The 14,766-nt window shown below is 70.0% G+C and carries 15 protein-coding genes; 10 read left to right on the forward strand and 5 right to left on the reverse strand.

The window, feature by feature from the left end; genetic code table 11:
* Window positions 1-46 precede the first annotated feature (46 nt).
* From L6E10_RS27995 to L6E10_RS28005, 3 genes are all read right to left on the reverse strand, one after another.
* Window positions 47-418, reverse strand: coding sequence for a hypothetical protein (locus L6E10_RS27995; protein WP_236222950.1), 372 nt, complete (start codon window positions 416-418; stop codon window positions 47-49).
* A 152-nt stretch (window positions 419-570) separates the two neighbouring features.
* Window positions 571-939 carry a roadblock/LC7 domain-containing protein gene (locus L6E10_RS28000; RefSeq protein WP_236222952.1) on the reverse strand — a complete coding sequence of 123 codons (369 nt, stop codon included), beginning with the start codon at window positions 937-939 and terminating at the stop codon, window positions 571-573.
* Window positions 879-1,583, reverse strand: coding sequence for a hypothetical protein (locus tag L6E10_RS28005; RefSeq protein ID WP_236222954.1), 705 nt, complete (start codon window positions 1,581-1,583; stop codon window positions 879-881). The genes L6E10_RS28000 and L6E10_RS28005 overlap by 61 nt, the downstream gene beginning before the upstream one ends.
* Window positions 1,584-1,598: 15 nt before the next feature.
* Here L6E10_RS28005 and L6E10_RS28010 point away from each other — a divergent pair, with 15 nt between their 5' ends.
* Window positions 1,599-1,868, forward strand: coding sequence for a hypothetical protein (locus tag L6E10_RS28010; RefSeq protein ID WP_236222955.1), 270 nt, complete (start codon window positions 1,599-1,601; stop codon window positions 1,866-1,868).
* Between the two features lie 303 nt (window positions 1,869-2,171).
* Window positions 2,172-2,582, forward strand: coding sequence for a nucleoside-diphosphate kinase (gene ndk, locus L6E10_RS28015; protein ID WP_089928249.1), 411 nt, complete (start codon window positions 2,172-2,174; stop codon window positions 2,580-2,582).
* A gap of 292 nt (window positions 2,583-2,874) precedes the next feature.
* Here ndk and L6E10_RS28020 read toward each other — a convergent pair whose 3' ends face one another.
* Complete coding sequence (locus L6E10_RS28020) at window positions 2,875-3,462, reverse strand: GNAT family N-acetyltransferase (protein ID WP_236222957.1); 588 nt, start codon at window positions 3,460-3,462, stop codon at window positions 2,875-2,877.
* 55 nt (window positions 3,463-3,517) lie between these two features.
* Here L6E10_RS28020 and L6E10_RS28025 point away from each other — a divergent pair, with 55 nt between their 5' ends.
* From L6E10_RS28025 to L6E10_RS28040, 4 genes are all read left to right on the forward strand, one after another.
* Window positions 3,518-4,432 carry an ABC transporter ATP-binding protein gene (locus L6E10_RS28025; protein WP_236222959.1) on the forward strand — a complete coding sequence of 305 codons (915 nt, stop codon included), beginning with the start codon at window positions 3,518-3,520 and terminating at the stop codon, window positions 4,430-4,432.
* Window positions 4,432-5,205: an ABC transporter permease gene (locus L6E10_RS28030; protein WP_236222961.1), complete on the forward strand. Its 774-nt coding sequence runs from the start codon at window positions 4,432-4,434 to the stop codon at window positions 5,203-5,205. The genes L6E10_RS28025 and L6E10_RS28030 overlap by 1 nt, the downstream gene beginning before the upstream one ends.
* A gap of 1 nt (window position 5,206) precedes the next feature.
* Window positions 5,207-6,052: an ABC transporter permease gene (locus tag L6E10_RS28035; RefSeq protein ID WP_236222963.1), complete on the forward strand. Its 846-nt coding sequence runs from the start codon at window positions 5,207-5,209 to the stop codon at window positions 6,050-6,052.
* Between the two features lie 61 nt (window positions 6,053-6,113).
* Window positions 6,114-8,075, forward strand: a complete 1,962-nt coding sequence (locus L6E10_RS28040; RefSeq protein WP_090100110.1) for a TIGR03960 family B12-binding radical SAM protein — start codon at window positions 6,114-6,116, stop codon at window positions 8,073-8,075.
* 60 nt (window positions 8,076-8,135) lie between these two features.
* On the opposite strand, the gene L6E10_RS28045 is transcribed toward L6E10_RS28040, so the two are convergent.
* Window positions 8,136-9,566 (reverse strand): S8 family serine peptidase, encoded by a 1,431-nt coding sequence (locus L6E10_RS28045; protein ID WP_236222964.1) that lies wholly within the window; start codon window positions 9,564-9,566, stop codon window positions 8,136-8,138.
* Between the two features lie 205 nt (window positions 9,567-9,771).
* Between L6E10_RS28045 and L6E10_RS28050 the strand changes: the two genes are divergently transcribed.
* From L6E10_RS28050 to rpmA, 4 genes are all read left to right on the forward strand, one after another.
* On the forward strand, window positions 9,772-10,497 hold the full coding sequence (locus tag L6E10_RS28050) for a TIGR03936 family radical SAM-associated protein (RefSeq protein ID WP_236222966.1): 726 nt from the start codon (window positions 9,772-9,774) through the stop codon (window positions 10,495-10,497).
* A 227-nt stretch (window positions 10,498-10,724) separates the two neighbouring features.
* Window positions 10,725-13,829 carry a translation initiation factor IF-2 N-terminal domain-containing protein gene (locus L6E10_RS28055; RefSeq protein ID WP_236222967.1) on the forward strand — a complete coding sequence of 1,035 codons (3,105 nt, stop codon included), beginning with the start codon at window positions 10,725-10,727 and terminating at the stop codon, window positions 13,827-13,829.
* A 252-nt stretch (window positions 13,830-14,081) separates the two neighbouring features.
* Window positions 14,082-14,393: a 50S ribosomal protein L21 gene (gene rplU / locus L6E10_RS28060; protein WP_065913850.1), complete on the forward strand. Its 312-nt coding sequence runs from the start codon at window positions 14,082-14,084 to the stop codon at window positions 14,391-14,393.
* Between the two features lie 14 nt (window positions 14,394-14,407).
* Window positions 14,408-14,665: a 50S ribosomal protein L27 gene (gene rpmA, locus L6E10_RS28065; RefSeq protein WP_053735607.1), complete on the forward strand. Its 258-nt coding sequence runs from the start codon at window positions 14,408-14,410 to the stop codon at window positions 14,663-14,665.
* Window positions 14,666-14,766 lie beyond the last annotated feature (101 nt).

Here is a 14,766-nt window from a genome sequence, read left to right on the forward strand (position 1 = left end):
AGGGGTGCGTGCCGGTTCCCCCGGCCCGCACCCCTTCCCGAGCCGCTCAGACCTGCAGCTCGTTCTCGATGCGCTTGAGCTGGTGGCGCGCCAGCGCGAGGTTCGACTGGTCGCGCTCCAGCACGAGGTACAGGAACAGCGACCCCCGGGCCTTCACGCCGCTCATCAGCCGGATCAGGTGGTACTGGCGGTGCAGGGTGATCAGGATGTCCTCGATGGTGTCGTTGAGGCCGAGGGTCTGCATCACCCGGAGCTTCGACCGGACGACCTCGGTGTTGCCGGCCGCCGCGATCTCCAGGTTCAGCCAGTCGCCTCCACCGCCGGTGCCGAGCGACATCCCGCTGTCGTAGTCGACCAGCGCGACGCCGACGGCGCCGGAGATGGACATGGCCTCTTTCATCGCGATATCGATGTTCATCAGACTCCACTTTTCTGTGTCAACTGGTGACCGGGACGACGTGATCGATTCGCCGGGCTCCGGCCGGGGGCGGACACGTCTCCACATGGACGAGAGCAACGAGCCAAGGGCGGACATGTGCGGCGACCATTTTTTGTTCGGTGGACGGTGCGCTAGGTGGTCATGATCGAGCCGATCCGCTCGATCGCCGGACGTGTTTCGTGGAGAAGGCGTCCGAGGTTCAGTCCTTTGTCCCCGAGCACGACCATCAGAGCCGTTCTGCTGATGGAGTACACGGCCATGTAGCCTTCGCTGCCGAAAACGACGGTCTGGCTGAGCTTGCCCAGACCGATCACCTCCGATGCCTGGCGGGCGATTCCCAGATCGGCGGCGGCGAGTGCGGAGATGTGCGCGGGCTCGACGTTCTTCGCCACGTCGGTGAGAATGGGAATCCCGTCGGACGCGGCCAGTACCGTGTCGGTCACCCCGGCGACGTTCTCCCGGAGCTTCCGCAGTTCGGCGGCCAGGGCGTCGTAGTCCAATGTTGTTCCTTTCCGCTGGTCCGCCCCGCCGCGACCCGAGGGCGCAGCGAGGGCAGTCCCCGGTGTGAAAAACTGAAAGCGGTCGCGAGCGGAGCGATTTCCAGCAGCTCCTCACCGAGCATCCGGGAGATCTCGACGGTGACCGGGTGCAGGCCCCTGCCGACCGCGAACGCGATGTCCCTCGCGCTGCGCCTCCCGGTCGCGTGCGCGACGATCTCCCGCCGCGGCGCGGGCAGCCCGGACGGGTCGGTCCCGCCGGCGGCCACCACCCGGTCCCGGTAGGGAGACAGCGGGAACGGGAGCGCGGCGATCTCGTGGAGCCGGTCCGCCACGTCCGCCAGCACCAGGCCGGGGGCAACGCCTCCGCCCGTGGTCAGCAGGGGTGTCTCACCGGAATCGCCGACGACGGCGCACTTCTCGACGTCACCGGCGGCGACCGCGAAAGCCGCGTCCCGCAGCGCGGCCCTCGCGAGGGCGTGGACCTCGGCGGCCTCGAGCCCGCACCGGGTGACGAGCGCCGCCGCGAGCGACCGGGGCCCGGCGCTCTCCGCGAGTGCCGCTTCCCAGTCCTCCGCGCTCACCCGTCCCGACTTCACCAGCAGCGTCTCCACCCCGGGGGAGCCGGCGCTGCCGACCGCGATCACCACACCGCGTCGCAGGTGGAACAGCCCGCCCGCATTACCGGAAACGCACAACGCTCCCGTGGTCCGATCCGCGTGGCACTGCGTCAACGCGTCGGCGAGGGCGCTGAATGCGGCTCGATGGTCGCCTGGCAGAAGTCACTCCGGGTTATTTCGGTCTTGCAGGACGGGATCAGGACGAATGATCACCCGATCGAGCACTTCTTCCTCATCGAAAGAGCGATCGGCGCCGTTACTTCCTACCTGGAGGTGTCGGAAAACTGCGCTAGGTACCACACGATCGAGTGAACGATTCCAGTTCGTGTGGCAATGTGCATTCTGTATTTATCGAGTGCCTATCGAAATCGCGTCTGGTTTTTCGCGCGGGCGACGAGATCGATGCGCAAAATTGCGAAGTTGGGATTGCGTGCTTCCGGCTCCTTGACGAAGCCGGTTCTGTGAAGAACACGCACCGGCCGGGCCGGTTCCGCGGCGGGTCACGCACCCGGTGCCGGGGGTACCGCCGGTCACAGCCCTCCCGAACTGCGCTCGCCGTGCGCGGCTACCCTTGCTCGCACATCCCGTACCTGTTCCCCAAGGAGTCACACCGTCGTGTCCGAGCGCACCCTGGTTCTCGTTAAGCCCGATGGCGTCGCCCGTGGTCTCGTCGGCGAGGTGATCGCCCGCATCGAGCGCAAGGGCCTGAAGCTCGCCGCCCTCGAGCTGCGCACCGCCGACCGCGCCACCGCTGAGCAGCACTACGCGGAGCACGACGGCAAGCCGTTCTACGGCGACCTGGTCGACTTCATCACCGGTGGCCCCCTCGTCGCCCTGGTCGTGGAGGGTGTCCGGGCGATCCCGGCCTTCCGCCAGCTGGCCGGTGGCACCGACCCCGTCGAGAAGGCCACGCCCGGCACGATCCGCGGCGACTTCGGCACCGAGGTCCAGTACAACCTGGTGCACGGGTCGGACTCCGCCGAGTCGGCCGAGCGCGAGATCAAGATCTGGTTCCCGAACCTCTGAGTGGGGTCGGGGAGTCGAAGGGGCCTTCACCGGTTTCGGTGGGGGCCCCTTTGCTTTCTGATCTTGTCGGACCACCTGAGTACGTTGAGATGCAGGGGTTCCCGGATCGGGGGGACGCCTGCGTCAGCTTGCGGTGCCGCCTTTCGGCGGTCGCGGGCTGTCGCCTTCGCGGGTGATCCCTGTGCGGCTATGGCCGGCGGCTCGCCCTGGCGGCTCCCCCTGGCGGCTCCCCCTGGCGGGTTCTCCTGGCGGCTCGCCGTCGGCGTCGCGTGACCTGGCCGCGACGTCGTGGTCAGGCTCGCCGGGGGCTGCTGCCCAGGCCGCCTGCCTTGGCGCCGTTGAGGATCGTGCCCTCGGGGTAGCCGAGCGGCAGGTACATCCGCACGTCGTCCCACCGTTCGGTGCCCACGGCGATCGCGTTCGGCATCCGTCCCCACTCCCGGAAGCCGATGCTCTCGTAGAGCTCGATCGCGCCGTGGTTGTTGCCGCGCACGCCGAGCATGACGATCTCGATGCCCCTGGCGCGTGCGTTGTCGACCAGGCCCTCCACCACCAGGCGGCCGAGTCCCAGGCCGCGGGCGGACGGGTGCGCCATCACCTGCTGGACCTCCGCCCGGTGCTGGAACACGGCGGTCGGGCCCCGGCGCCACAGGCCCACTGCTCGTACGACGCCGTCCACGAGGGCCGCGGTGAAGGCTGCGTCGCCGTCGCGGACCTGCTTGAGGACCGTGTCGAGCCAGGTGGAGATGCGGTCGTAGGTAGGGGGCTCGTGGTAGCCGACCGCACCGCCTGCCGCCACCACGTCATGCACCACCGCGTGGATCTCGGCGCGGAGGTGGTCGTCGGCTTCGGTGAGCCAGTGCAGTTCCGGGGTGGGCATGGGGCGATCGTAATTGCGTCGAAAATTGTCGGAGGGGTTCGTTAACGTCGGGTGGGTGGACAACCTCGTTGAGGCCAAAGCTCTGACCAAGCACTTCGGATCGTTCGAGGCAGTGCGCGGGATCGACGTCGGGGTGCGCAGGGGTGAGGCGTTCGGGTTCCTCGGGCCCAACGGGGCGGGCAAGTCGTCGACCATGCGGATGATTTCCTGCGTCTCCGGGCGCACGGGCGGGGATCTCGAGGTGCTCGGCATGGACCCCGCCACGCAGGGGCCGAAGATCCGCGCGCGGCTGGGGGTGGTGCCGCAGCTCGACAACCTCGACACCGAGCTGACGGTGCGGCAGAACCTGCAGATCTACGGCCGGTACTTCGGGATGTCGCGGGCGAGGTGCCGGGAGAAGGCCGAGGAGTTGCTGGAGTTCGCGCAGCTGTCGGACCGGGCGGACCACGAGGTCGAGCCGTTGTCCGGCGGCATGAAGCGGCGGCTGACGATCGCGCGGTCGCTGGTGAACGACCCCGAGCTGCTGCTGCTCGACGAGCCGACGACCGGGTTGGACCCGCAGGCGCGGCACCTGCTGTGGGACAGGCTGTTCCGGCTCAAGCAGGACGGCGTCACGCTGATCATCACGACGCACTACATGGACGAGGCCGAGCAGCTGTGCGACCGGCTCGTCGTCATGGACGGCGGGCGGATCGCGGCGGAGGGGTCGCCGAGCGAGTTGATCAACCGGTACTCCACCAAGGAGGTGCTGGAGCTGCGGTTCCGGCCCGGGGCGGAGAAACCGGACCTGGCGCGGTTCGCCGACAGGGTCGAGGTGTTGCCGGACCGGTTGTTGCTGTACACGCCGGACGGGGAGCAGACGCTCGCGAAGGTGCACGAGCAAGGGGTTCAGCCCGTGCAGAGCCTGGTGCGGCGCAGTTCGCTGGAGGACGTGTTCCTGCGGCTCACCGGCCGGACGCTGGTGGACTGATGGAGACGTTGAGGGCTTCCTGGTTCGGGTTCGAGAAGACCTGGACGTGGTACCGGCGCAACTGGCGGGCCACGGCGGTGTCGAGCTTCCTGACGCCGGTGCTGTTCCTGCTGGCGCTCGGGCTGGGGTTCGGGTCGCAGGTGCAGTCGACGGCGTTGATCGGGGGCGTGCCGTACCTGCAGTACCTCGCGCCCGCGCTGATCGTGGTCACGGCGGTGCAGGGGGCGGCGTTCGAGTCGACGTTCCCGGTGATGTCGCAGTTCATGTGGCAGAAGTCGTTCGTGGCGATGGTGGCCACGCCGATCACGCCGGCGCAGGTGCTCTACTCGCAGGTGATGTGGATCGGTTCGCAGCTGCTGCTGCGGGCGGGTGTGTTCGTGGGCATCGCGGCGCTGCTCGGTGCGGCGGCCGGGCCGGGGATCCTGCTGGCGATCCCGCTGGCGACGCTGGCGGGGCTGGCGTTCAGCGTGCCGCTGGTGGCGTACAGCGCGACCTTGGACAAGCCGGACGCGTTCAACAACATCTTCCGGTTCGTGCTGATGCCGATGACGTTGTTCACCGGCGCGTTCTTCCCGGTCAGCCAACTGCCGGACTGGTTGCTGCCGCTGGTGTGGCTGACGCCGGCTTGGCACGGCATCGAGCTCGCGCGCGGGGCGACGTTCGGGACGTTGGGTGTGTTGCCGGCGTTGGGGCACATCGCGTACCTCGGGGCGTTGGTGGCCGTGGGGGTCGCGCTCGGCGTGAAGTTCTTCCACCGAAGGTTGGCGATGTGACATGACGCAGACCCTCGACCGCGCCGGCCAGGCGAAACCCGCCGGCGTGGGGTTGCTGTGGCGCGTGATCCCGCCGGGGCTCTACGGGCGCAAGGCGAGCATGCTCGTCGAACGGTCCGCGGTGGCGAACCGGCGGGCGTGGTTCGTGCTGATCGGCGGGGCGTTCGAGCCGCTGCTGTTCCTGTGGTCGCTGGGGCTCGGGTTCGGGCAGATGGTGTCGTCGGTGGCCGGGCCGGACGGGCAGCCGATCAGCTACGCGGCGTTCGTGGCGCCCGCGCTGCTGGCGGCGAGCGCGATGAACGGCGCCGTGTACGACGCGACGTTCAACGTGTTCTTCAAGTTCAAGTACGCGAAGCTCTACGACGCGATGCTCACGACCCCGATGGGGCCGATGGACATCGCCATCGGCGAGATCTCGTGGGCGCTGCTGCGGGGCGGCCTCTACTCGGCCGGGTTCCTCGGCGTGATGCTCGGGATGGGGCTCATCGCCTCGCCGTGGGCGTTGCTGGCGCTGCCCGCGGCGCTGCTGGTGGCGTTCGCGTTCGCGGCGGTGGGCATGGCGGCCACGACGTTCATGAGGTCGTGGCAGGACTTCGACCTCGTGCAGCTCGCGGTGCTGCCGTTGTTCCTGTTCTCGACGACGTTCTACCCGCTGTCGGTCTACCCGGGCTGGCTGCAGACCGTGGTCACGTGGACGCCGCTCTACCAGGCCATCGAGCTGATGCGCGGCCTCACGCTGGGCGTCGTCGGCTGGGGCGTGCTCGGCCACCTCGCCTACTTCGCGGTGATGGCGGCCGCGGGCACGGTCGTGGCGGCACGGCGCCTGGGGAAGCTGTTGCTGGACTGATCGAAAACCGGTCCCGGCACGCGATTCGGCCCCTCCCCGGAGGGGCCGTTACTCTGGTCGCGTGAGTGTCGAGTCTGTTTTCCCCAGGTTGGAGCCTCTGCTGCCGCGGATCTCCAAGCCGGTGCAGTACGTCGGCGGGGAGCTCAACGCGACCGTCAAGGACTGGGACGCGGCGTCCGTGCGCTGGGCTTTGATGTACCCCGACGCGTACGAGGTCGGCCTGCCCAACCAGGGCGTGATGATCCTCTACGAGATCCTCAACGAGCTGCCGGACGTGCTCGCCGAGCGCACGTACGCCGTGTGGCCGGACCTCGAGAAGCTCATGCGCGAGCACGACGTCCCGCAGTTCACGGTCGACGGGCACCGCCCGCTGAAGGCGTTCGACCTGATGGGCATCAGCTTCGCGACGGAGCTGGGCTACACGAACATGCTGACGGCGCTGGACCTCGCCGGCATCCCGCTGCACGCCGCCGACCGCACCGAGGACGACCCGATCGTGGTCGCCGGTGGGCACGCCGCGTTCAACCCGGAGCCGATCGCGGACTTCGTGGACGCGGCGGTGCTCGGCGACGGCGAGGAGGCCGTCCTCGAGATCACCGACATCGTCCGCGCGTGGAAGGCCGAGGGCTGCCCCGGCGGCCGCGACGAGGTGCTGACCAGGCTCGCCGAAACCGGCGGCGTGTACATCCCGCGCTTCTACGACGTGGAGTACCTGCCGGACGGCCGCATCCAGCGCGTCGTGCCGAACCGCGACCGGGTCCCGTACCGCGTGTTCAAGCGCACCACGATGGACCTCGACGCGTGGCCGTACCCGAAGCAGCCCCTGGTGCCGCTCGCCGAGAGCGTCCACGAGCGGATGAGCGTCGAGATCTTCCGCGGCTGCACCCGCGGCTGCCGCTTCTGCCAGGCGGGCATGATCACCCGTCCGGTGCGCGAGCGGTCCATCGAGGGCATCGGCGCCATGGTCCAGAAGGGCCTGGAGGCGACCGGCTTCGAAGAGGTCGGCCTGCTGTCGCTGTCGAGCGCCGACCACAGCGAGATCGCCGAGATCACCAAGGGCCTCGCCGACCGCTACGAGGGCACGAACACGGGCCTGAGCCTGCCGAGCACCCGCGTAGACGCGTTCAACATCGACCTCGCGAACGAGCTGTCCCGCAACGGGCGGCGCTCGGGCCTCACCTTCGCGCCCGAGGGCGGCAGCGAGCGGATGCGCCGCGTCATCAACAAGATGGTGTCCGAAGAAGACCTCATCAGGACGGTGTCGGCCGCGTTCTCCAACGGCTGGCGGCAGGTGAAGCTGTACTTCATGTGCGGCCTGCCGACCGAGGAGGACGAGGACGTCCTGCAGATCGCGGAGATGGCGAAGAACGTCATCCGCGCCGGCCGCCAGGCCAGCGGCCGCAACGACGTCCGCTGCACCATCTCGATCGGCGGTTTCGTGCCCAAGCCGCACACGCCGTTCCAGTGGGCCCCGCAGTGCGACCCGGACGTCGTCGACGACCGGCTGCGCAAGCTCCGCGAGGCCGTCAACGCCGACCGCAGCCTCGGCCGCAACATCGGCATGCGCTACCACGACGGCAAGCCGAGCCTCATCGAAGGCCTGCTCAGCCGCGGTGACCGCCGCATCGGCAAGGTCATCGAGGCCGTGTGGCGGGACGGCGGCCGGTTCGACGGCTGGAGCGAGCACTTCAGCTACGACCGCTGGACCGCGAAGGCCGCGGAGCAGCTCGAACCGCTCGGCGTCGACCTCGCCTGGTTCACCACCCGCGAGCGCGAGGAGCTGGAGGTCCTGCCCTGGGACCACCTCGACTCGGGCCTCGACAAGGAGTGGCTCTGGGCCGACTGGCAGGACGCGCTCGACGAGCGCGAGCAGGACGACTGCCGCTGGACGCCGTGCTTCGACTGCGGTGTCTGCCCGGCGATGGGCACGGACATCGAGGTGGGTCCGACGGGCCGCAAGCTGCTGCCGATCTCACCGGTCGGTGTCGGCTCGCCGGTGAAGAACCCGGCGCTCACGCCGTAGCTCCTCCGAGTCGCACGAGGTCAGGGCCCGCGAAAGCGGGCCCTGCTTCGTTCGCGGGGCCTACTTCGTGACCGCGGCCAGCGCGTCCACGAGCCCGTGCCCGTAGAACGAGTTGTACTCCGAATAGCCGGTGCAGAACGCGTCCTGCACGCCCGTGCCGTTCAGGTCGTAGTCGGCCGGGCACGCCAGCGTCTCCGCCTGCGCGTTCAGCATGCGCCCCAGCGACACCGCGTCCGCCTCGGGATGCGTCGACGCGATCAGCGCCGCCACCCCGGCCGCGTGCGGGGCCGCCATCGACGTTCCGCACGAGTAGTCGTAGCCGGTCGGCACGGTCGACAGCACGCACCCGGCCGGCGTGCGCGCGTCGCCACCCGGCGCGGTCACGTCGATCGCGCCCAGGCCGTACGAGCTGTACCCGGCCTTCGTCTTGGTCGACTCCACCGCCGACACGCCGACCACGTTCTTGAGCTGCGCCGGCAGCACCACGCAGGTCGAGTCGACGGGCCTGGTCTGGGCGTCGCCGTTCGTCGGGGACATCGAGTCGCGGCCCGGCCTCGACAGGTCCGCCGCGGCGTTCCCGGCGGCGGCCACGGTCAGCACGTCGCGTGAGGTCGCGTAGTCGACGGCCCGGCGCACGGCCTCGTAGATGACCCGCTGGCCCGGCGCGCTCTGGCACGTGAACAGGTACGGGTCGATGAAGTAGCTGTTGTTCGTGATCGTCATGTTCTGCGAGGCGGCCCACATGAAGCCGCACACCGCGTACTCGGGGTAGATGAAGCCCTCGTCGTCGACGACCTTCACGGACGCGATGCGCACGCCCGGCGCGACGCCCGTGATGCCCCGGCCGTCGTCGGCCGCGGCGATGGTGCCGGCCACGTGCGTGCCGTGGGCGGACGTCGTCGGGGCCCACGCGGACGGCGACGGGTCGGGCTTGCCGGTCAGGCACCCCGCGGACAGCTCCGGTGCCAGAGCGGCGGCCAGGTCGGGGTGGCGCGGGTCGACGCCGGAGTCCAGCACGCCCACGACGACGGACTTGTCACCCGTGGTGATCTCGTGGGCGGCGGAGGTCTTGATGAGATCCATGTCCCATTGCTCGCCGGAGCGCGCTCCGGCCGGCCGCAGGAGCTCCGTGTCGTCCTTCTTCCGCTTCGGCGACCGCTTGGCGATGCTCTCGCCCTGGGCGCTGTAAGCGCGCTGCGGGCCGATCAGCTTGAGGAAGGACGGGTCCGGCGAGGTCGCGACGGCGACCGAGATCTCGGGGTAGTAGACGGTCGTGGTGCCGCAGGCCCCAGTGATCTCCGCGTCAGCCACCGCAGGGGTCGTGAGCTGCGAGAACACCACGAGGTAGCGCAGCAGCGGACCCGGCTGGATGCACGACGGGGTCGCGGGGGAGACCCAGGGCTGCGCGGCCGCGGGCAGGGACGCCGTCATGCACCCTGCGGCGAGCAACGCGGTCAACGCCGCCGCTCGAGCGCGGTGGAGCAGAGGCACCAGGGACCTCCAGGTAGGCAGGGCGTCCAGTCAGCCGGACCGTAACCACGCACAACGATCTAGACAAGCTGAACGTTCTGAATCAGGTTCACGGTACCGTCCTACCGGACGAACAGCCTGCGCCGATGGGACCGCTCACCCGTCGGAACACCACTCGGGAGCACCACTGAGCCGCAACCTGCCCAACAACCCGTCGGCCGCCGCCGTGCAGAAACTGCGCCTCCGCTACACCAAGCGGGGGAGGCTGCGTTTCACCTCGCACCGCGACATCGCTCGCACGTTCGAACGTGCGCTGCGCCGCGCAGGCGTACCTATGGCGTACTCGCAGGGGTTCAGCCCTCACCCGAAGGTGTCGTGGGTCGGCGCCGCGCCGACCGGCGTCGCCAGCGAGGCGGAGTACGTCGAGGTGTCCGTGGTCGAGGAGGTCGACCCCGTGGCCCTCAGGACGGCGCTCGACGAGGCGTTGCCACCCGGCATCGACGTCGTCGACATCGTCCAGGCCAGAGGCGGCAACCTCACCGAGCGCATCGACGCGAGCGAGTGGCGCATCGAGCTCGACGGCGTGGAGCCGGAAGAGCTCGCGCGGGCGGTGAGCGCCTTCCTCGCGGAGGAGTCCGTGGAGGTCGAACGGCTCACCAAGAGCGGCACGAAGATGCTCGACGTGCGGCCCGCCGTCGTGTCGGCGCTGGTCGAACCCCGTTCGAGCGACGCCGGACACGATGACGCCGGAATGTCACAACCGTGTGGGATACTCATGACGGTCGTTCGGCAGGTAACGCCTACCGTCCGACCCGACGACGTGCTGAACGCGCTTCGCGTCGTGGCCGACCTCGTGCCGCCGGTACCTGCGAGAGCAACCCGGATGGCGCAGGGACGGCTCGACGGCGAAGGCAGGCTGGTGGACCCGCTCCAGCAGGACAGAGAGTCCTGACGAGCGCAGACAGTGTCCACCAACTGCCGTTCGCCGCGACGCGCGATTAGGAGGAGCGGCGCTGACAGCGGCGTCGTCGTGGGACCTGCGCAAGCGTGCGCCCGGTGAGGCGCCACGCCGCTGCGCGCGAGGCAAGGATTCCCGCCGCGAGCAGCGGCGGAGAGAGACAAGAGAGGCCCCTGCGCGGCCGCGTCCTCACGGGACGCGCCCGGGGGTGGAGGAGCTGCATGTCGAACAAGGAACAGCCTGCCGGTGGTACCGGCGGGCAGGGTGTCGTTGCCGCGCGCCCTGAACTCGCGGACCTGCCGGACAAGCTGCGGGTCCACGCGCTGGCGAAGCTGCTGGCGGTCAGCAGCAAGGACGTGATGACGGCGCTGGCCGACCTCGGTGAGGTCGCCCGCAGCGCGCAGTCGAGCGTCAGCCGCGACGTCGCGCTGAAGGTCGCCGAGACGCTCGTCGACTGGGACGACGTCGTCACCGGCGAGGTCACCGAGGACTACGAGGCCCCCGCGGTCCCGGCGTTCGAGGCACCGGCGCTCGCCCCGATCTTCGCCGCGCCGAGCGCGGTCTTCCTGCCGCCGACGCCGGTCGAGCGCCCGAAGGCGCCCGTCTCGCCGTTCGTCGTCGAGGAGGAACCGGTCGAGGACGAGAAGTCCATCGGCGAGATCGCCGCGGACGAGCTCGACGCCGCCGAGGCGGAGACCGACGCCGATGCCGACGCCGATGCCGACGGTGACGACGAGAGCGACAGCCGCCGTCGCCGTCGCCGGGGCCGCCGTGGCCGTGGCCGCGGCAAGGGCACCGACGCCGAGGCGGGCTCCGAGGAGTCCGACGAGGCCGAGGACGCGGTTGAGACCGCCGAGTCCGAGGACACCGCCGAGACCGAGGACGAGGGCGACGAGGGCTCGACCCGCCGCCGCCGTCGCCGCCGCCGCCGCAAGACCGGCGCGGACGAGGACGTGACGTCCGAGGACGACCCGCCGAACACGGTCGTGCACGTCCGCGAGTCCCGCGACGCGCGCGACGACAAGGCCGACTCCGAGGCCGCGCAGAGCGAGGTGCGCAGCATCCGCGGCTCCACGCGCCTCGAGGCCAAGCGCCAGCGCCGCCGCGACGGCCGCGAGGCCGGCCGCCGCCGCGCCCCGGTGCTGACCGAGGCCGAGTTCCTGGCCCGCCGCGAGGCCGTGGCCCGCACGATGGTCGTCCGCGAGCGCGGCGACCGCACCCAGATCGGCGTGCTGGAAGACGGCGTGCTGGTCGAGCACTTCGTCACGTCGTCGGGCTCCGGCTCGATCGTCGGCAACGTGTACCTCGGCCGCGTGCAGAACGTGCTGCCGAGCATGGAGGCCGCGTTCATCGACATCGGCCGCGGCCGCAACGCCGTGCTGTACGCCGGTGAGGTCGACTGGGACGCCGCCGGTCTCGAGGGCAAGTCCCGCAAGATCGAGCAGGCGCTCTCGAGCGGCGACTCGGTGCTCGTCCAGGTCACGAAGGACCCGGTCGGCCACAAGGGCGCCCGCCTCACCACCCAGATCAGCCTCCCCGGCCGCTTCCTCGTCTACGTGCCGGGCGGCGGTGCCACGGGCATCAGCCGCAAGCTGCCGGACAACGAGCGCAAGCGCCTCAAGGACATCCTCAAGCGCGTCGTCCCCGAGGACGCCGGCGTGATCATCCGCACCGCCTCGGAGGGCATCTCCGAGGAGGAGCTCGGCCGCGACGTCACGCGTCTGCAGGCCCAGTGGAAGGTCATCAAGGAGAAGTCCGAGACCACCTCCACCAAGGCGCCGGCGCTGCTCTACGAAGAGCCGGACCTGCTGGTGAAGGTCGTCCGCGACCTGTTCACCGAGGACTTCGCCCAGCTCGTCGTCCAGGGCGACGAGGCGTGGGAGGTCATCGACTCGTACGTCCGCCACGTGGCGCCGGACCTGCAGGACCGCCTGAAGAAGCACGTCGGCAACAACGACGCGTTCGTCGAGTACCGCATCGACGAGCAGCTGCTCAAGGCGCTCGACCGCAAGGTCTGGCTGCCCTCGGGCGGCTACCTGATCATCGACCGCACCGAGGCGATGACGGTCATCGACGTCAACACCGGCAAGTTCACCGGGTCCGGCGGCAACCTCGAGGAGACCGTCACCCGCAACAACCTGGAGTCGGCGGAGGAGATCGTCCGCCAGCTCCGGTTGCGCGACATCGGCGGCATCATCGTCATCGACTTCATCGACATGGTGCTCGAGTCGAACCGCGACCTGGTGCTGCGCCGCCTGACCGAGTGCCTCGGCCGTGACCGCACGCGCCACCAGGTCGCCGAGGTCACCTCGCTGGGTCTCGTCCAGATGACCCGCAAGCGGGTCGGCACCGGCCTGCTCGAGGCGTTCAGCCAGACGTGCGAGCACTGCCGCGGCCGTGGCGTCGTCGTGTCCACCGAGCCCGTGCACTCGCACGGCGGCGGCAACGGCGGTGGCCAGCAGCAGCAGCAGGCCCAGGGCGGCGGCCGCAAGTCGCGCCGCAACAAGGGCGGCGGCGAGCAGGCGGCCGAGACCACCGAGGTCGTCGAGGCGTCGGTCGAGGCGCCCGAGGCACCGGCCGAGGTCGTCGTCGAGCCGGGTGAGCCGGAGGACGTCTCCGAGGACGTGGTCGCCGCGGACCAGGAGCACGAGGGCCACGGCCGTCGCCGGCGTCGCCGCCGCGGCCGTGACAAGGAGCCGCAGGCGGTCGTCGACGCGGTCGTGGCCGAGGAGCAGGCGCTCAACGGCACCGTGCCGCACGAGGTCGCCGAGGACCCGGCGCCGGTCGAGGTCGAGCCGGTCGTGGTGTCCGAGACCGAGCCCGTGGTGATCGAGGAGACGGCCGAGGAGCTCATCGAGCCGGTCACCCCGGAACCGATCGCCGAGAAGCCCCTCGCGACCGGCCGCATCGGTGCCCAGCGACCCGTCGAGCCCGCGCAGGAGCAGCCCGTCGCCACGGGTCGCATCGGCGCGCAGCAGCCGGCCGCCGAGCCCGGGCCCGCGGTGACGGGTCGCATCGGGTCCCAGCGCCCCGTGGTCGCCGAGCCCGAGCAGGCGCAGGAGCCCGCCGCCGCCCCGCAGCCGGTCTCCGCACCCGAACCCGTCGCCGAGGCCCCTGTGGCCGCTGTGGAGGCCCCTGCGGCCCGTCCGCGGCGCCGTGCGGCCAAGCGCGCCGCCGGTGCGCCGGTCGCGGTGGAGGCGTCCGCGCCGATCGTCGTCGAGGTGCCCAAGCAGCCCGAGGTCCAGATGCCCGCACCGGTGGTCACCACCACCCGCCGTCGCCGCGCCGTGTCGCGGCCCGCGGGACCGCCGGTCCAGGAGGACTGACGCAGCAGCGAGACCGGGGCCGCCTCATCGAGGTGGCCCCGGTTTTGCGTTGTGGGGGCCGCTCAGCCTGCGGAAATGTGATCCGGGCACCCCGGTTTGCTCCCGGCGTACCCACTCCCGTAACCTTGGCAACGGCCCGCCATCCGACGGGTCCTGTCGTGTGCCTCCTCTGGTGCCTGTGGTGGAAACACCGTTCCCAGATTGGCTGGCGCATGGCCCGTCACCATCGAGTAGCAGGAGACTTCCGTCCTGATGTACGCGATCGTCAAGACCGGCGGCAAGCAGTACAAGGTCGCTGTCGGCGACATCGTCGAGGTCGAGAAGCTCGAGGGCGAGCCGGGCACCGAAATCTCCCTCCAGGCTCTGCTCGTGGTCGACGGCACTGACGTCACCGCTGACGCGGACGCCCTGGCGAAGTTCTCGGTTACCGGCAAGCTGGTCGAGCACACCAAGGGCCCGAAGATTCGCATCCACAAGTTCAAGAACAAGACCGGCTACCACAAGCGACAGGGTCACCGTCAGAAGTTGACCCGCGTCGAGGTCACCGGCATCACCGGTAAGTGAGGACCTGACTTCTCATGGCACACAAAAAGGGTGCATCCAGTTCCCGCAACGGCCGTGACTCCAACCCCCAGTACCTGGGTGTGAAGCGGTTCGGCGGTCAGGTCGTCAAGGCCGGCGAGATCCTGATCCGCCAGCGCGGCACCAAGTTCCACCCCGGAGTCGGCGTCGGCATCGGCAAGGACGACACGCTGTTCGCCCTGCTGCCGGGTGCGGTGGAGTTCGGTACGAAGCGCGGTCGCAAGACCGTCAACATCGTCCCGGTCGCGGTCTGAGGACCGTCTCCGCGACGTAGTTAGACCTCTGCGAGGGGCGGAACCGGTCACCCGGCTCCGCCCCTCGTTGCTTGTCCAAGACGTTTGAAGGGAAGTAGTTC

Origin of the sequence: Lentzea sp. CC55 (assembly GCF_021056325.1) — a bacterium.
GTDB lineage: Bacteria > Actinomycetota > Actinomycetes > Mycobacteriales > Pseudonocardiaceae > Lentzea > Lentzea jiangxiensis.

Excerpts from the sequence above, each read along its gene's own strand:
- L6E10_RS27995 (WP_236222950.1), bottom strand. The coding sequence starts at position 418 with ATGAACATCGATATCGCGATGAAAGAGGCCATGTCCATCTCCGGCGCC.
- L6E10_RS28020 (WP_236222957.1), bottom strand. The coding sequence starts at position 3,462 with ATGCCCACCCCGGAACTGCACTGGCTCACCGAAGCCGACGACCACCTC.
- L6E10_RS28030 (WP_236222961.1), top strand. The coding sequence starts at position 4,432 with ATGGAGACGTTGAGGGCTTCCTGGTTCGGGTTCGAGAAGACCTGGACG.
- L6E10_RS28035 (WP_236222963.1), top strand. The coding sequence starts at position 5,207 with ATGACGCAGACCCTCGACCGCGCCGGCCAGGCGAAACCCGCCGGCGTG.
- L6E10_RS28055 (WP_236222967.1), top strand. The coding sequence starts at position 10,725 with ATGTCGAACAAGGAACAGCCTGCCGGTGGTACCGGCGGGCAGGGTGTC.
- rplU (WP_065913850.1), top strand. The coding sequence starts at position 14,082 with ATGTACGCGATCGTCAAGACCGGCGGCAAGCAGTACAAGGTCGCTGTC.
- rpmA (WP_053735607.1), top strand. The coding sequence starts at position 14,408 with ATGGCACACAAAAAGGGTGCATCCAGTTCCCGCAACGGCCGTGACTCC.